General features: G+C 38.7%; 15 protein-coding genes and 1 pseudogene. 6 read left to right on the top strand and 10 right to left on the bottom strand.

Annotation, left to right across the window (positions count from 1 at the left end; genetic code table 11):
* Positions 1-68 precede the first annotated feature (68 nt).
* The 3 genes from BGM26_RS17160 (at position 69) to BGM26_RS17150 (ending at position 2,905) form a co-directional block, all read left to right on the top strand.
* Entirely contained in the window at positions 69-740 is a 672-nt protein-coding gene (locus BGM26_RS17160) for a response regulator transcription factor (protein WP_217041367.1), read from the top strand.
* 13 nt (positions 741-753) lie between these two features.
* Complete coding sequence (locus BGM26_RS17155; protein WP_217041364.1) at positions 754-2,139, top strand: HAMP domain-containing histidine kinase; 1,386 nt, start codon at positions 754-756, stop codon at positions 2,137-2,139.
* 97 nt (positions 2,140-2,236) lie between these two features.
* Entirely contained in the window at positions 2,237-2,905 is a 669-nt protein-coding gene (locus BGM26_RS17150) for a phosphatase PAP2 family protein (protein ID WP_217041363.1), read from the top strand.
* Between the two features lie 189 nt (positions 2,906-3,094).
* Here BGM26_RS17150 and BGM26_RS21985 read toward each other — a convergent pair whose 3' ends face one another.
* Positions 3,095-4,042: a methyl-accepting chemotaxis protein gene (locus BGM26_RS21985; protein WP_483297819.1), complete on the bottom strand. Its 948-nt coding sequence runs from the start codon at positions 4,040-4,042 to the stop codon at positions 3,095-3,097.
* Positions 4,037-4,186 (bottom strand): annotated as a pseudogene (locus tag BGM26_RS21980) (HAMP domain-containing protein); the annotation flags it as partial. The gene BGM26_RS21985 and the pseudogene BGM26_RS21980, both read right to left, overlap by 6 nt.
* A gap of 918 nt (positions 4,187-5,104) precedes the next feature.
* On the opposite strand from BGM26_RS21980, the gene BGM26_RS17140 reads away from it, so the two are divergent.
* The 3 genes from BGM26_RS17140 (at position 5,105) to BGM26_RS17130 (ending at position 9,311) form a co-directional block, all read left to right on the top strand.
* Entirely contained in the window at positions 5,105-6,310 is a 1,206-nt protein-coding gene (locus BGM26_RS17140) for a quaternary amine ABC transporter ATP-binding protein (protein ID WP_217041361.1), read from the top strand.
* Between the two features lie 4 nt (positions 6,311-6,314).
* A complete protein-coding gene (locus BGM26_RS17135) occupies positions 6,315-8,042 on the top strand; it encodes a glycine betaine ABC transporter substrate-binding protein (RefSeq protein WP_217041360.1) in 1,728 nt (575 codons plus the stop codon).
* A 162-nt stretch (positions 8,043-8,204) separates the two neighbouring features.
* Positions 8,205-9,311, top strand: coding sequence for a M24 family metallopeptidase (locus BGM26_RS17130; RefSeq protein WP_217041356.1), 1,107 nt, complete (start codon positions 8,205-8,207; stop codon positions 9,309-9,311).
* Positions 9,312-9,452: 141 nt separating this feature from the next.
* Here BGM26_RS17130 and BGM26_RS17125 read toward each other — a convergent pair whose 3' ends face one another.
* From BGM26_RS17125 to BGM26_RS17090, 8 genes are all read right to left on the bottom strand, one after another.
* Positions 9,453-10,169 (bottom strand): ABC transporter ATP-binding protein, encoded by a 717-nt coding sequence (locus tag BGM26_RS17125; RefSeq protein ID WP_217041355.1) that lies wholly within the window; start codon positions 10,167-10,169, stop codon positions 9,453-9,455.
* Positions 10,166-10,936, bottom strand: coding sequence for an ABC transporter ATP-binding protein (locus BGM26_RS17120; protein ID WP_217041354.1), 771 nt, complete (start codon positions 10,934-10,936; stop codon positions 10,166-10,168). Before BGM26_RS17120 ends, BGM26_RS17125 begins: the two co-directional genes overlap by 4 nt.
* Positions 10,937-11,024: 88 nt before the next feature.
* On the bottom strand, positions 11,025-12,002 hold the full coding sequence (locus BGM26_RS17115; RefSeq protein WP_217041353.1) for a branched-chain amino acid ABC transporter permease: 978 nt from the start codon (positions 12,000-12,002) through the stop codon (positions 11,025-11,027).
* 2 nt (positions 12,003-12,004) lie between these two features.
* The gene (locus tag BGM26_RS17110) at positions 12,005-12,910 is read right to left on the bottom strand and encodes a branched-chain amino acid ABC transporter permease (RefSeq protein ID WP_217041351.1); all 906 of its coding nucleotides are present in this window, start codon (positions 12,908-12,910) and stop codon (positions 12,005-12,007) included.
* Positions 12,911-13,032: 122 nt separating this feature from the next.
* A complete protein-coding gene (locus BGM26_RS17105; protein WP_217041350.1) occupies positions 13,033-14,205 on the bottom strand; it encodes a branched-chain amino acid ABC transporter substrate-binding protein in 1,173 nt (390 codons plus the stop codon).
* 398 nt (positions 14,206-14,603) lie between these two features.
* Positions 14,604-15,848 carry an NAD(P)/FAD-dependent oxidoreductase gene (locus tag BGM26_RS17100; protein WP_217041348.1) on the bottom strand — a complete coding sequence of 415 codons (1,245 nt, stop codon included), beginning with the start codon at positions 15,846-15,848 and terminating at the stop codon, positions 14,604-14,606.
* Positions 15,845-16,177, bottom strand: coding sequence for a (2Fe-2S)-binding protein (locus BGM26_RS17095; RefSeq protein ID WP_217041346.1), 333 nt, complete (start codon positions 16,175-16,177; stop codon positions 15,845-15,847). The genes BGM26_RS17100 and BGM26_RS17095 overlap by 4 nt, the downstream gene beginning before the upstream one ends.
* The gene (locus tag BGM26_RS17090; protein WP_217041345.1) at positions 16,170-16,445 is read right to left on the bottom strand and encodes a (2Fe-2S)-binding protein; all 276 of its coding nucleotides are present in this window, start codon (positions 16,443-16,445) and stop codon (positions 16,170-16,172) included. Before BGM26_RS17090 ends, BGM26_RS17095 begins: the two co-directional genes overlap by 8 nt.
* Between the last annotated feature and the right edge of the window lie 172 nt (positions 16,446-16,617).

The raw sequence follows: 16,617 nt of genomic DNA, 5'->3' as shown, positions 1-16,617 counted from the left end.
GGCTCCTTGTTAGCACATAACACACAGGTATTTTCATTAATGAATTTTAATAAAAGTAGGGAGTATTAATGAAGAAAATACTGATCATTGAAGATGAAGCCGATCTGTCAGAATTTATCCGATTAGAGCTAGAATACGAGGGATACGAGGTTATCGTTGCCTTTGACGGGAGAGTGGGTTTAGCGATTGCGCTGAATGAGGAGATTGATCTTGTTTTATTAGACTTAATGCTTCCTAGCCTAAATGGAATTGAAGTGTGCAGAAGAATTCGTTCTAGTAAAAATACCCCGATTATAATGATTACCGCTCGCGATAGTGTGTTAGATCGCATTTCAGGATTAGATAGCGGTGCAGATGATTATATATCAAAGCCTTTCCAAATTGAAGAGCTTTTGGCGAGAATGAGATCCGTCTTTCGAAGAGTAGAAAGTGTTCAGAGAAATCGTAAATTAACCTATCGAGATTTGGAAATGGATACAGAAGCAAGGGTTGTAAAACGAGGAAATGAAACGATCGAACTAACGAAAACTGAATTTGATTTACTTTTACTGTTAATGAAAAACATAAATAGAGTATTAACAAGAGAGATCCTTTTAGAGGAAGTATGGGGATACGATACCTCTGTCGAAACGAATATTGTCGATGTTTATATTAGCTATCTTAGAACGAAATTGGATGATAATGGAGATGAATCCTATATCCGAACCGTTAGGGGGTCAGGGTATGTATTGAGAAAGTAAAGGAGAACGTAGAATGTTGAATAATTTATCCGTAAAATGGAAAATGACCATTTTTTCAGCTGTTTTTATTTTTTTCATTTTTATCATCTGTAATATTATTCAACTCATTCTTATCCATACCTTTACTCTTAAACAAGAAGAGGAATTATTGTATAAACGAGCAAAGGAAGTTCAAACCTATATTTCTGAGCAATTGAAATTAAAAGAGCAGAATTTATCAGGTACTGAAATTTTTTTTGACAAAATTATCGAAAAACATGAAATGATCAGGATTGTAGATGAAGCAGGAAACGAACTGTATGATATCTCAGAGGATTTTCCAGATATTCAAAAAGAAATGCTCCAACAACCAAATAGGATTGTTCGTACGAAAGTTGAGGGCGAGGATTTACTATTATTAAAAGAGCCATTGAAATTGGAATCATTTAGCGGAACGCTTGAAATTGGCAAAAACGTTGAAACGTTCGATACCTTTATCGAAAAGGTTTTCTGGGTTTTGATGTTAGGTACGTTACTATCACTAGTATTAAGTCTAGTTAGTGGTCTTATCTTAGCAAGGAAATTATTATCGCCCATCAGGATCTTGGCTAATACAATGAGAAAAATTGATGATCAGCAATTTCAAGAACGTGTACCGGTTTTGGAAACAAAAGATGAATTTTCTCAATTAAGCTCGATCTTTAATTCGATGATGGATAAAGTTGAGGGTTCGATTTTAAAACAAAGAAGGTTTATAGAAGATGCATCCCATGAACTTCGAACGCCATTAGCGGTTATTCATGGCCATCTATCTCTGTTAATAAGATGGGGAAAGGATAATAAAGAAATTCTTGAACGATCATTAAACATTAGTATTAAAGAAACAAATCGAATGATCGAATTAACGAATGAATTGTTGCAGCTCAGCCAGTTAGAGCAGAAGGAAAATGAAATTAGCCATCCAAACCCTTGTTATGCTTTAGAAACAATAGAGGATGTTCTTTGCAATTATAAACTAATTCATAGGGATTTAATAATAGTGTGCCAAAATCAAAGTGGTACAGACATCTTGCTTTCTATTCCTCCGGTGCAATTGAAACAAATTCTTATCAATATTATTGATAATGCGATAAAGTATAGTGGCGATCAAAAGGAGATTACTCTAAATATGAGTGATGAAAACGGGAAGTGTAAAATTGAAATTAGTGATAATGGATATGGCATCAGTGAAGAGGACTTGCCATATATATTTGACCGGTTTTATCGCGTCGATAAAGCGCGAAGCAGAAGTAAGGGTGGAAATGGACTAGGATTATCGATTGTAAAAAATATGGTGGAGGAAAATAATGGTGAAATTAAGGTAAAAAGTATACTTGGCGAAGGGACCGCCGTTATTCTTCTTCTACCTTATGCTTTATAACTCGAGTCATTAACAGTAACTAGGAATTTGATGATCATAATATTCATCTCTTTCTGATATCAAAATCTATTTGTGGAACAAAGGCGGTTATTTAAGAATGAACTTAAAGTTTCAACTCTCATTTGCATTTCTTTTAAGCATTGTATCGCTGATTGGTTTTAGTTTTATAGCTATCCTTGTCAGCGGACAGAACATTGTTCAATTTGATAGTACGGTTATTTCCTTTATTCAAGGAAGGGAAACACCGTTCTTGACGAATATTATGAAGTTTTTTACTTTTGTAGGGTCTACTAAATGCGCGGTAATTATCATTCTTCTTGCTTCATTATTCATGTACAAGGTTTTAAAACATCGATCAGAAACCATATTGTTTTTTTCAGTTATTGCCGGGTCAGCAGTCCTTAATCAAATTTTAAAGTGGTTCTTCCATCGTGCCCGTCCTGACTTACATCGACTTATTGAGGTTGGTGGCTACAGCTTTCCGAGCGGCCATTCGATGAACGCATTCGCTCTATATGCTACTCTCGCATTTTTATTATGGCGCCATATACCAACGCGCATAGGACGCACGATTCTGATCATCTTCAGTACGGTCATGATTCTTGCAATTGGAATAAGTCGTATTTATCTCGGAGTGCATTATCCTAGTGACGTTATCGGCGGCTATTTAGCTAGCGGATGTTGGCTTGCACTTGCCATTTATTTCTTTCAGAGATATCAAGAAAAGCGGAGGCGCCTAGAAGGGAACAAATTGGTGCGAGAATAGTACCGGTGTTGAAAAAGTTTGAAGAAGATAATGTGCATTAAATATAATGAGAACGAAGAGATATCCAGAGTAGATATCTCTTATTCTTTGTGAATAATTACATACAGGGTTTGGAGCATACGCCCATGAATGTTTTTTAGTGTTTTTATAAAAGAACCAAGGTATAGCTAACCTGGGTTCTATGGTCTTTTAATATTTAAATCTTCCAACTTGTGTTTGTAATTCTTCCGCTAATTTCGATAATGAAAATGCTGAGGAAGTTATTTCCTCCATAGAGGCTAGTTGTTCTTCTGATGCTGCCGAAACGGTTTGGGTACCTGCTGCCGCTTCGTTTGCAACTGTTTTTACAAGTTCTACGGATTGTATCATTTGTTCGGTTCCGGCCGATACTTGCTCAACAGACATTGTTACTTTCTCAATTTGCTCTGTTACTTCACTTATCGCATCTTGGATGGTTTTGAATGATTCTCCCGCAGAATTGACCAGGAAAATTCCTTGATCAACTTCTTTTGAAGTTGATTCCATTGAATGTACTGCTTGACCTGTTTTGGATTGGATGACAGAAACTAGATTGGAAATTTGTTTAGCCGATTTGCCAGACTGCTCAGCCAATTTACGAACTTCATCAGCTACAACTGCGAAACCTTTTCCGTGCTCTCCTGCTCTAGCCGCTTCAATTGCAGCATTTAAAGCTAATAGATTTGTTTGTTCGGCAATACTAGTAATCACTTCTACAATTTGTCCGATTTCCTTCGAGTGTTCCCCGAGTCCAATAATTACTTCAGATAATTCAGTAACGGAATGATTAATCGAATTCATTTGTTGGATTGTTATTTGAACTGATTTATTTCCCTCAAGTGCTTTATTTGCGGCTGTGTTTGATGATTTTAATACAGAATCTGTAGTGGCTTCAATTTGTTGTGTGCTAACAGCAAGTTGATGAATAATAGCTGATGTTTCTTCAATGCTATTGGCTTGCCGATCCGCGCCAACCGATAGTTCTTGAATGGTTTTCGTAACATCCTCACTTGCGATACTGCTTTGTTCAGCGCTGGCAGATAATTCATCAGAAGATGAGGCGACTTGCTCTGATGTCAGTTGAACTTGCTGAATAAGCGATTGCAGGTTTTGCACCATGGCATTAATGGACGTGTTCAATTGGGCAACTTCGTCCTTCTTTGATTTATATTGAAGCGGTTTCGTCGTTAGGTCGCCTTCAGCCACTTTATTAGCCACTCGTGTTAATTGCTGGAGTGGTCGAATTCTTCTTTGCAAAAGCATCAACGAACCGACTATGCTTATGACCATAATAATAATGGCAGCAATCGTTACATTTAAATTGAGGTGCATTTTGGTTAAGGATTTATCAGCCTCAGCTTGCGTAAACATTTCTAATTTATTATTAAATTCCTCTAATGTGTCCGCGATTTTTAAGCGATTTTGTTCGTATGTACCTCCAAATACAAAGTTTCGCGCTTTTCCAAAATCACCATTGTCAACTGCAGTTATTGCAGAATCTTCGAGTTGGATTAATGCATCCGAGTATGTTTTTGCCTTATTAATTAATGCAAGTAAGTCCTTTGGCGCATCGAGATCATTTAATCTTGAGACTGCCTTGTCTCTTGTTTTTAATTCATCTACCTCATAAAAATAGTCGTCATAATATTTCTTTTCTCCAAATTGCACGTAAATTCTTATTGTATTTGTTAAAAACTCATTAGCCGCAATTAATTCATCAGCTAATTCCTTATATTCCATTTGTTTCACAATCGCTTTTTCGCGGTCTTTAATCCCCTCGAAAAGTAAAATTAAACTAGTAAAACCGACAAGGGATAAAGCGATCATCACAAAAGTAATACGTTTAATCATTGATGATATTTTCATAAGGATCCCACCTTTCTACTTAATTATATAAATTGAAAATAGATATTTATCACTAACTTTGTGAACTGTTTTAACTGATTATACAATGAATAATACCTAGCTTTTATCGAAAGGTGTCGAATTTATATCAAGTAGACGGAATATTTTAAATTTAATGTTAGAGTCATAAACTTGGTCGCTCCAACAAATACTAAATTTGCTTATATGATTTTTTGAAAAATAGGTAGAAGTATAATCACGCAAAGAGTTTATTCGTGCCCGAATTCTCTTCAAGTAATTTAGAAATAAGCCTAATTAAAAGAATGAGGTGAATGAATGGAGCCAAATGTAGAAGTCAGGAATGTCTCAAAGGTTTTTGGGAAATCTCCTGAAGCTGCAATTCATTTATTGAAAAAAGGTAAAAAAAAGAACGAAATTTTGAAAGAAACGGGGCAAACAGTTGGCGTTAATAATGTAAGTTTTGAGATTTTCCCTGGCGAAATTTTTGTAATTATGGGTTTATCGGGGAGTGGGAAATCAACCTTAATCCGCATGTTTAATCGGCTGATTGATCCTACAATTGGAGAGATTCTAATAGAAAATGAAGATATTGTGAAGATGAATGCCGCAAGACTTAGGGAGGTTAGACAGAAGAAAATTAGCATGGTCTTTCAGAATTTTGCTTTATTTCCTCATAAAACAATTTTGGAGAACACCGAGTTTGGTCTTGAAATCCAGAAAGTTCCTGCTGATGAACGTCGGGAAAAAGCGATGAATGCACTTGAAATCGTTGGTTTAAAAGGCTATGAACACCAACTGCCGTCCCAGTTAAGCGGCGGCATGCAGCAGAGGGTAGGCCTCGCACGGGCCCTAGCGAGTGATACCAATATTTTATTGATGGATGAGGCCTTTAGTGCCCTTGATCCGTTAATCCGAAAAGATATGCAGGATGAATTACTTGAAATCCAAGATCAATATAAAAAAACAATTATTTTTATTACCCACGATTTAGATGAAGCATTGCGGATTGGAGACAGAATTGCACTGATGAAAGATGGCAGTGTGATTCAACTGGGAAGTCCTGAACAAATTATGATGAATCCAGCCAATGAATTTGTCGAAAAGTTCGTTGAAGATGTTGATTTATCAAAAGTATTGACAGCTTCACACGTAATGAAGCGTCCAGAGAAAATCGGTGTAGACCGAGGCCCAAGGGTCGCATTGGAAATTATGCGGAAACAAGGATATTCCAGCATTTTTGTCGTGGATCGTAAACAGAAGTTATTGGGCGTTCTAACCGCTGAACAAGCGCGACAGGCAATCGATCAGAACCAATCTATGTCTGAAACGATGACGACCGATATCCCAAACGTTACAGAGGATGCATTACTTAGTGATGTTATGGAAGTGATGGCAACCTCAAGTCTGCCATTACCAGTTATAGATGCAGAGAACAGAATAAAAGGAATTGTTATTCGCGGTGCAGTCATTGGTGCTTTAGCAGGTAATAAAGATGCTTTGAACGAGATGGGAAGTGATTGATTAAATGAATATGCCAAAAATCCCACTGGGAAAATGGATAGATTCGCTAGTGGAATGGGTAACCATTGCGTTTGCTGGATTATTTTCATTTTTAACCACGATGATCGAGGGGCTATTAAATTTCCTAATTGACGTATTAAGTGTAGGCCCCCCTATCGTATTAATCATTATCTTAACACTATTGGTTACATATACGAGCCGATGGCCATTAGGAATATTTACATTAATTAGCTTACTATTGATTGATAATCTTGGTTATTGGGAATCAAGTATTCAAACACTTGCAATCGTAATCTTATCGGGATTGCTCACAATAATAATAGGTATACCAATCGGAATATGGTGTGCACAAAGAAACTCTGTAAGAAAAATCGTTACGCCCATTTTGGATTTTATGCAAACAATGCCTGCATTTGTTTATTTAATTCCGTCCATTTTATTTTTTGGAATCGGAGTCGTACCAGGGATAATTGCTTCATTTATTTTTGCAATCGCACCGACAATCCGCATGACGAATCTTGGCATTCAGGAAGTGTCTAAAGAATTAATTGAAGCGGCAGATGCTTTTGGCTCAACGAATAGCCAAAAATTGTTCAAAGTCCAATTACCTTTGGCAACTCCAACGATTTTGGCTGGGATTAACCAAAGCATCATGCTGGCTTTGTCGATGGTTGTAACTGCTTCATTAGTTGGCGCACCTGGGCTTGGAGCAGATGTTTACCGAGCTGTCAGTCAAATTAATGTAGGGCAAGGCTTTGAAGCAGGATTATCAATTGTCTTTATCGCGATTATTCTTGACCGTATTTCGCAAAACCTGCGTAAACCAGCGTATGAGCATATCGTTAGCAGAAAAATTTTTATGTTAATTTTTGCTGTGCTTGTAGTGATTATGGCGATATTTGGTACAGTGACGAAAGAAAATGCTGTGAAAGGGGATCCAAACAGTATCGGTGCCCAAATCGATTATAAAATCATTGGGATTGAACCAGGAGCAGGAATTATGAAGTTGACTAATAAGGCAATAGAAGATTACAAATTGCCTAATTGGCATCTTGTTGAAGGATCTTCGGCAGCCATGGTTGCTGAATTGAAGAAAGCTTATGATAAACAAAAGCCAATTATTATCACTGGATGGTCACCGCATTGGATGTTCGCCACTTATGATTTGAAATATCTCGAAGATCCAAATAAATCCTTTGGCGGGGCTGAAGATATTCACACAATCGTTCGGAAAGGATTGGAACAGGATGCACCTGGTGCTTATACAATTCTCGATCAATTCTTCTGGGAAACAAAGGATATGGAAGATGTGATGGTTAATGTGACAAAGGGGATGGACCCATCTGAAGCTGCCGAAAAATGGATAGATGCAAATCCGGACAAAGTCGCGAAGTGGACAAATGGTGCCAAAGCATCGAATGGTGAACGTATCAGTCTTGTCTATGTTGCATGGGATACAGAAATAGCCAGCACAAATGTAATTGGCAAGGTTCTTGAGCAGCAAGGCTACAATGTGACATTGAGTCAGGTTGAAGTTGGCCCGATGTTTGCCGGGATTGCCAACGGTAGTGCAGATGCAATGGTTAGTGCATGGCTTCCGGGTACACATCTCGAATATTATAAAACCTATAAGGACAAATTCATTGATCTTGGACCTAATCTTCATGGAACGAAGAATGGATTAGTTGTGCCGAAGTATGTTGATATTAATTCAATCGAAGACTTGAAATAGAAAAACGGGGCTGTCTCTAAAAGAACAGCCTCGTTTTTATTTTGTTTTTTGTTGGCTATTTCCTTAATTCGGCAAAAAATAATAGAAAGAGTGCCATAAGAATATACGGGGGAGAAAAACTAATTTACAATATAGGAAAAAACAATCGAAGGGCGTGTATTTATGCAATCTCAATATAAAAATAGAATAGATTCTTTAATCCGGCATTTAGAAAATCAGCAAATTGACCTAGCAATCATCACTTCACCGAAAAATGTCTTCTATTATACTGGTTTTAATTCTGAACCTTATGAACGGTTTATGGCTGTGGTGATCGATCTGAAAAAGCAAAATCAATATTTATTTGTTCCCGCGCTTGATCAAGAGGTGGCAGAGGAACATTCATATATCAAACGGATTGTCACTGTTTCAGATGAATTAAATCCGTATCAAATTCTAAAAAAGACAGTAGGGGAAAGCGTCAAGGTTATTGGGTTAGAAACAAAAAATGTTTCGTTGTTTCAACAAGAACAATTGAATCATTATTTTTCGGACTTCAGCTACAAAAATATTGGTGATTTTATTTCCGGTCAACGAATGAGAAAGACTCCGGAAGAGTGCAGCAAGGTTCAGCATGCAATTCAGGTGATAGAAAAAGTATTAGGTGAAGGAATCAAAACCGTTAGAGATGGGATGACTGAACTGGATTTAGTGGCTGAATTTGAATACTTAATGAGAAAATTTGGTGCTGAGGGACCATCGTTTTCTACAACAGTTCTTTCAGGGGCAAAAGCGTCTTTGCCGCATGGAAGTCCTAATAGAAAGAAAATGATTAAAGGTGACTTTTTATTAATTGATATGGGAGTCATCGTTGATGGATACTGTTCAGATATCACACGTACCTTCGTGATCGGCGAGGAAACAGAAAAACAGAGGGAGATTTATGAAATCGTCCGTAAAGCAACGCAAGAAGGAGTGAACGCATCAAAAGCGGGTGTCCCAATTGGTACATTTGATATCGCAGCCCGCAATGTGATCAAGGAAGCCGGATATGGACAATATTTTAATAACCGTGTTGGGCATGGCTTAGGGATCGATGTGCATGAAGAGCCTTCAATCCATGAAAACAATCAATTAATAGCAGAAAGCGGATTATTGTTTACGATTGAACCGGGGATTTATATTCCTGGATTTGGCGGCGTCCGTATCGAGGAAAATGTCTATATTGGAGAAGATGGAAAAGCAAATTTGCTTACAACATTCCCGACGGAGTTAATTCGGATAGGTTAAAAAAAGGAAACAAAACAGCACAATAAATCTGTGCTGTTTTTCTTTATCAATCTAAAGTTGTGCGTTTTTTTTAATTCATACTAAAGAGGGCTGTCAAAAACAATCGTTTTTAAATTATTTTCCTTTCGAAGTTATCGTGGTTTAAGCGCCCAAATAAGCCTTAATAATCTTATCATCCTCACGCAATACGTCGGCCGTATCATGCATGACGATATTTCCGATTTCAATTAAATATCCTCTATCAGCTAAACGAAGTGCAGCTTTGGCATTCTGCTCAATTAACAAGATTGTTGTCCCTTGTTTGTTAATTTCTTGGATGATTTTCATAATTTCTTGGACGATGATTGGGGCGAGTCCCATGGATGGTTCATCCAGCATGAGGAGCTTTGGATTACCCATAAGCCCTCGGCTGATCGCAAGCATTTGCTGTTCTCCTCCGCTTAGCGTACCGGCTAATTGTTTTGCCCGCTCCTTTAATCGTGGAAACAAATCGAATGAACGTTCAATTCCTTCTTTTATCCACTTTTTGTCTTTCCTAAATGTAAATGCTCCTAACTCCAGGTTCTCAGTAATTGTTAACCCGCCAAAGATTCGTCTTCCTTCCGGAACATGAATAATCCCTGATTCAACAATTTTATGCGGAGGGACCCCGACGATACTTTGGCCATTCCATTCAATTTCTCCGGATTTAGGTGTAATAATCCCTGAGATTGTTTTTAAAGTAGTGCTTTTACCCGCCCCGTTACTGCCAAGCAAGGCAACGATTTCCCCTTCGTTTATTTCCACACTCACATCATTGAGTGCACGAATTTTTCCATAGTAAGAATTAACATTCGTAAGTTTTAATAGAGGTTTCAACTGACATCCTCCTTGCCTAAATATGCTTCGATTACCTTTTCGTTATTCAGCACTTCCTCTGGCGTTCCTTCCGCAATCTTATAACCATAATCAATCACGGTAATATGTTCAGAAATTTGTTTGATTAACGCCATATCATGTTCAATCATTAATACAGTAATATTGAAATCATCGCGAATCCGCCGAATAAGCTCAATCAAGTATTGTTTTTCTTCAAAGTTCAGCCCTGCAGCTGGCTCATCAAGCAGAATTATTTTTGGTTTTGTAGCTAATGCACGGGCAATTTCCAAATACCTTTGTGCACCATAGGGTAAATTTTTCGCTGATCTTTTCATATACTTTCGTATCCCGACAAAATCAATGCACTCTTGTGCAACTTCTTCTATTAATCTTTCTTCTTCTTTCTGGCTCTTTGTACGAAATAAAGCGCCCCATACTGCCTGTTTCGTTCGGCAATGCATCCCTGATTTTACATTATCCAATACGGATAAATTGGGAAATAAGCGGAGATTCTGAAATGTGCGGGCCATTCCTAATGTTGTGATGTGACTAGGCTTTTTATTAATTAGACTAATCCCGTCTAATTGAATTTCTCCGCTCGTTGGCCGATAAAATCCTGTAATCATGTTGAATACGGAGGTTTTTCCCGCTCCATTTGGACCGATAATACTGGAGATTGAGTTTTTTTCAACAGTAAAGGATAAATCATTGACAGCAAGTAATCCTCCGAATTGAAGCTTAAGATTATTTACAGTTAAAATAGACATACGTTACCCTCTTTTCCGGAGTAGTTTAAAAAAATCAAATTCGCCTTGGCGTATTTGCGCCCAGATATTTACCTTGGATTGCTTAAAGTTAAACGGGTATGGAATGATTCTTATCATTATCTTCATCCATCTCTTCAAGATCGGAAACATCCTCTGTTTCATTTTTCGTTGGCCAAATCCCTTGAGGACGGAAAATCATCATCGCAACTAAGGAAATACCGAATATTAAATAGCGCCAATCGTCGGCTCCACGTAACATTTCAGGAAGCACAATGACTAATGCAGCACCAATAACAACCCCGGGAATACTGCCCAGTCCCCCTAATACAACAGCAAGTAGAATCATAACTGATTGCAAGAAGCTAAAGCTTAATGGGGCGATGGCACTCATTTTGACTGCAAATATCGATCCTGCAAAGCTGCCAATAACGGCACCCGAAGCATATGACAGTAATTTAAGCCGAATTCGATTAATTCCCATTGCTTCAGCGGCATCCTCATCTTCACGAATATAAATCCATGCACGGCCAATTCTCGAGTGACCTAACCGATAAACAGCGATAATAGAAATGAGGGCGACAATCAGAATTAAATAATAAAAATCCTTTTGTGATGACATGATATAACTGCCAATCGACGGTCTAGGAATTCCATAAATCCCTGATGCTGAGCCAGTAATCTCTAAATTTGTTGCCAATATTTTAACGATTTCACCGAAACCAAGAGTAACAATGGCCAAATAATCGCTTCTTAGTCGAAGGGTTGGTGTACCAACAATGATTCCTGAGATTGCAGCAAATACAAAGGCGACAGGAAGGGTCAACCAGAAGGACCAATGGAAGGTTGTCATTAATATTGCTGTCGTATAGGCGCCAACGGCAAAAAATGCTGCATACCCCAAATCTAGTAATCCTGTATAACCTACGACGATATTTAATCCTTGTGTGAGCACAACATAAAATAGAACAAGTGTTAAAACATCTAACCAATATATATTTAGAAAAAGCGGAAGAAGGAACATAACGATGACTAGCAGCAAAAGGGAAGGTTTCTTATACTTTTTCATCTTTACATCCTCTCCATTTCTTTTGCTCCTAGAATGCCAGTGGGCTTAAATACTAAAAACAAAATGAGAATACCGAAAGCAAGTACATCCTTCCATGAGCCACCTAAGTAAAAGGTTCCATATGCTTCTACAATCCCTAGAACAAACCCGCCAAGCATGGCACCGGTAATATTTCCTATTCCCCCTAAAACAGCTGCTGTAAATGCTTTTAATCCAATAATAAAACCCATCATGAAGTTAATTGTTCCGTAATAAACGCCCGACATGATTCCCGCTCCCGCAGCCAAGAATGCACCGATAAAAAATGTAAGCGCAATGATTCTGTACACATTAATCCCCATTAAGCTACAAGCTGTTTGGTCTAATGCAATGGCACGCATTGCCTTTCCATAAATCGTTTTATCGATAAATATACGAAGTCCAAGCATTAACATTGCAGATAGTGCAATCATGCCAATTTGCGCAAAAGAGATTTGTGTTCCTAATAGTTGTAAACCATCATTTGGTAATTTAATCGGGTAGACTTTATAGGAAGCACCCCATCCGATCATGGATGTATATTCTAGTGATAAAGAAACGCCAATAGCGGTAATTAGGATCGAAAGCCTCGGTGCTAGAAGTAGGGGACGATAAGCAATTCTCTCTATTCCCATGCCGAGGAATCCAACAATAACCATCGTGATGATAAAAACCATGCCAATTCCTAATATGCCTGTATTCATGCCGCCATCACCTGTAAAAATAGAGAGCAGCGTATACCCTATAAAAGCCCCAATCATATATAAATCACCATGGGCAAAGTTTAATAGCTTAATAATTCCGTAAACCATCGTATATCCTAAAGCAATCAAACTGTAAAAAGCACCGATCACAAGTCCATCGATTAAAATTTGAAAAAAAACATCCATTTGCTTATCACTCTTTTCTGAGGTATTTTATCGCAGATTAAAGGGTAGTAATCCCCACTGAGTGAAGTCTCATTGGAGCTGTTTACTGAAAATAATTAAACAGCTCCAACAACTGAATCACACTATTTTTCTAAAGTAAATTCGCCACCGGCTACTTTCATAACATGGAAGTTTGATTGATTTAAAGAGTTTTGCTCATTAAATTCAATGACTTGTCCAATACCTTGGAATTCCTTTGTCTCCTTTAAAGCCTTTTTCAGTTCATCACGATCTGTAGAGTTTGCTCTTTTCAGCGCATCCGCCAATAAATTCATACCATTGTAAGAAAGGGCAGAGAATGGTCCAGGGGACAAGTTATTATATTTGCTTTTGTATTCGCTTACAAATTCGTCTGCACCAGGGATGAAATTGGCTGTTGGTGTCGCTGTTACTAATAGATCGTTTGCATTGTCCGGGCCTGCAATATCGATAATATCCGGTGAATAACTGCCATCACCGACCATAAATGAGCCTGAGACGCCCTTTTCTTTAAATTGTTTAAGCATAAGGCCGCCAGCTGCGTAATACCCTGTAAAATATGTGCCGTCGGGATTTAGTGATTTTAGCTTAGTCATTAAGGATCCGAAATCCTTCTCTTCTGGATTAATTGCTTCAAAGGCGATCACTTTCCCGCCATTCCCTTCAACAGACTTTTTAGCAAAATCGGCTAAATCTTTTGCATAGGCAGAGTTATCGTGGATGATTGCAATATTTTTTGCACCAGTGTCATTGAAATAATCAGCACCTGTTTGCGCTTGGTCAGGTACAAGTCCATTAATTAAAAATAAACTGTCATATCCTTGTGAAGGTAATTCAGATGAGTTAGCTGCAGCAACAACCATTGGAATGTTTGCATTTTGGAAAACGCCGGATGCAGGCAATGTCGATCCCGAGCAATAGCCTCCTACAACCGCAGTTACTTCCATTGAAACGAGCTTGTTTGCAGCGGTCGTAGCCATTTGCGGGTCACACGCATCATCTGCAACTTCAAGTTTTAGTTTCTTTCCTAGAACTCCGCCGTCATCATTAATTTTTTCAACGGACATTTTCATCGCATTTAACATGTCTTTCCCGTCTGTTGCATTATTTCCTGTGACAGGAAGAAGGACCCCGACTAAAATCTCATCGCTGTTTTTACCACCACCGCTACTACTGCCGCCACCGGAGCCACCGGAGCTACTTTCCTTAGAACAAGCACTTAGAAAAATTGAAAAGATTAGCACAAAACCAATTGTGAAAATAGAATACTTTTTCAAATTAATCCCCCTCGTAAATGTTTACTTTTTCTTAAAATCCAAATCAAATCTTGTAACAATAGCTTGATCATCGTTTTTTTAACCCCTATTTATTCACCTCCTTTCATTTATGTTAAAGGAAATGTTTTTGAAAGTATACAATATTCCGATAATATTGACTATTTATTTTATATCTGGATATGATTTTATTACCAGGAAAATTTTAGTAATTTGGGAATTGAGTACTTGATCCTAATATGTATGAAGTGATACTAAGAAGTGAAATGTGTATAGGAAGAAATCAGAACAAAAGATAAAAAATCCGCAACCACGGCAGCCGCGGATTTTTTAATTCTAGGTGAAGTTATCAATTTACGTGCAGATCCAGCCTTTGACTTCGATGCTGGATTGTTTTCTATTTACCCAATTTTTTTCTGGGAACCTTTACTAGAATTATTGGCATAAAGGCTTTCCCAAAGCTCATTCATTTTACTTCTGCCGCTGTCGATGTCAGGATTGAATTGAATAGCGGCTTGCTGGCGGACGGTGCGGACGTTTTGTATGGCTTGCTGTAATTGATCGCCGATAGTGCCCTCTCCTTTTCCAGCATGTTTAGCGATTGATAGTCCTGCGGTTGTCCCCTGTGCCATCGCAATTTTTCCGCTCTCAATTCCGGTAATATTGCCAGCGACAAAAAGTCCAGAAAGGGGTGTTTCCATCGTTTCAGAATGATGAGGGACATGACCGCCAAGCTCAGGAATGTATTGGAATGGGCAACCGGCAACAGCAGCAAGCTCAGCTAATGGATACAAACCGCCTGCAATGCAAACGAAGTCTGCCTCATAGATCGTTTCAGATCCAGAAACAATGTTTCCACTAGAATCGATATCGGCTACCCGAACTCCTTCTACTTGTTCTTTGCCAAGGATTTCGATGGCTGCTTTGCGCAGTTGAAGGGGCGTACCATTCACTTTCATGCCGCTTTTCGGATAAAAGTTTAATGCCATTTTTCTCATCCAGTCATTTTTCATGAAGCGGCTTCCAAACCGCAATAACGGGGATGGAGCGAGGTGAGCCGCATTTAAGAGCGATTTCATGACTTCTTCTGGTTCACCCGCTTTTTGACTAATGGCATTTTTTTCAGGAAGGACAACCCGATCAACGTTTATCCCCGCTAACTGTAATTCGTTTAAAATCGCAAATGCTAAAATATTTGCTCCGATAATGATCCCTTTTTTTCCGACCTGAACGCGGTGGACATTTGTCATTACTTGTGCTGCTCCGATAGACATAACGCCAGGAAGTGTCCAGCCGGGAAGAGGGATTGGATATTCAGCAGCCCCGGTCGCAACAAGCACATAGGGCGCTTCTAGCGTACCTGAACTCGTATGCACGTTCCATAAATGATCTTCTTTTTCTAGGTTATAAACCGATACACCGCAGCGGATATCGACCGATAACTTTTTTGCTTCGTGATGAAGGCGTTCTGATTCTTTAATGCCATTCCACCATTCACCAGATGGTTCCTCATGAAGTTGTCCCAGCAATCTGCCGCCCGGTTTGATAAATTCATCAATGACTGTCACCTTAAGGCCTAAACCTGCACAGGCTATGGCCCCTGCAAGTCCTGCTGGCCCGCTTCCGATTACGATTACATCAATCATCGCTGTTCCACCATCCTTTTTACAGGGTTCGGGAGCTGCTTACCGCTTTCAACGACCATATCTTTTTTTACAACCGTTAGACAGGCTCTTATGTTTGCTTGATCATTGACCATAACTCGGCACTCCATGCAGTGACCGATGTTGCAATAAATGCCTCGAGGTGTTCCGCTTTCCTCGTGAACACGCAGTTTTCTAATCCCGTTCGCTAAAAGAGCAGCGGCAATCGTTTCATTTTCATACGCTTCATATATCTTTCCATCATACTGAAAGGAAATCTTTTCTCTATCATTTAATTTCCCTAGAATCGGGTGATCTATAATTCTAGTCATTCATTTCACCTACTGTTCCAAACGTCACTGGCCGAATGGGAGGCTGGTATTTTAACGGAATATCACCAGCGGATATGTTAGGGATGACATTTTCAATAATTCGATCTAATGTTGGTCTGCATGTACGTCCACCACAGAAGCCCATACCGGCCCTTGTTCTTAATTTTAACTCTCTTGCTGTGCATTTATGTTCATCTGCCGTTGTCTGAAGTTGTCCATAAGTCACTTCTTCACAACGGCAAATAACAATGCTCTCATTGTTAGCCATTTGGTTTCCTCCTCGAGTTTCTTCTAGTAAGATACTATGCAAAAAACGTACCAACTTAATAGGAGGAGGATTAATTTATCGCAGATTAACGGGCAGTAAGACCCTCACTTTAAGGCCCGATAGAAATCGAGGCAGGATAAGTGGAGGGTCTTACTGCCCGTAAGGACCGAAA

Origin of the sequence: Bacillus sp. FJAT-29790, from assembly GCF_019039215.1 — a bacterium.
Taxonomy (GTDB): domain Bacteria; phylum Bacillota; class Bacilli; order Bacillales; family Cytobacillaceae; genus Cytobacillus.
The sequence above is the reverse complement of the archived record's forward strand: the minus strand, read 5'-3'. Positions and strand labels throughout refer to the sequence as shown.

Coding starts and splice junctions, on each gene's coding strand:
- BGM26_RS17160 (WP_217041367.1), top strand. CDS start 69: ATGAAGAAAATACTGATCATTGAAGATGAAGCCGATCTGTCAGAATTT.
- BGM26_RS17155 (WP_217041364.1), top strand. CDS start 754: ATGTTGAATAATTTATCCGTAAAATGGAAAATGACCATTTTTTCAGCT.
- BGM26_RS17150 (WP_217041363.1), top strand. CDS start 2,237: ATGAACTTAAAGTTTCAACTCTCATTTGCATTTCTTTTAAGCATTGTA.
- BGM26_RS21985 (WP_483297819.1), bottom strand. CDS start 4,042: ATGGTGCAAAACCTGCAATCGCTTATTCAGCAAGTTCAACTGACATCA.
- BGM26_RS17140 (WP_217041361.1), top strand. CDS start 5,105: ATGGAGCCAAATGTAGAAGTCAGGAATGTCTCAAAGGTTTTTGGGAAA.
- BGM26_RS17135 (WP_217041360.1), top strand. CDS start 6,315: ATGAATATGCCAAAAATCCCACTGGGAAAATGGATAGATTCGCTAGTG.
- BGM26_RS17130 (WP_217041356.1), top strand. CDS start 8,205: ATGCAATCTCAATATAAAAATAGAATAGATTCTTTAATCCGGCATTTA.
- BGM26_RS17120 (WP_217041354.1), bottom strand. CDS start 10,936: ATGTCTATTTTAACTGTAAATAATCTTAAGCTTCAATTCGGAGGATTA.
- BGM26_RS17115 (WP_217041353.1), bottom strand. CDS start 12,002: ATGAAAAAGTATAAGAAACCTTCCCTTTTGCTGCTAGTCATCGTTATG.
- BGM26_RS17110 (WP_217041351.1), bottom strand. CDS start 12,910: ATGGATGTTTTTTTTCAAATTTTAATCGATGGACTTGTGATCGGTGCT.
- BGM26_RS17100 (WP_217041348.1), bottom strand. CDS start 15,848: ATGATTGATGTAATCGTAATCGGAAGCGGGCCAGCAGGACTTGCAGGG.
- BGM26_RS17095 (WP_217041346.1), bottom strand. CDS start 16,177: ATGACTAGAATTATAGATCACCCGATTCTAGGGAAATTAAATGATAGA.
- BGM26_RS17090 (WP_217041345.1), bottom strand. CDS start 16,445: ATGGCTAACAATGAGAGCATTGTTATTTGCCGTTGTGAAGAAGTGACT.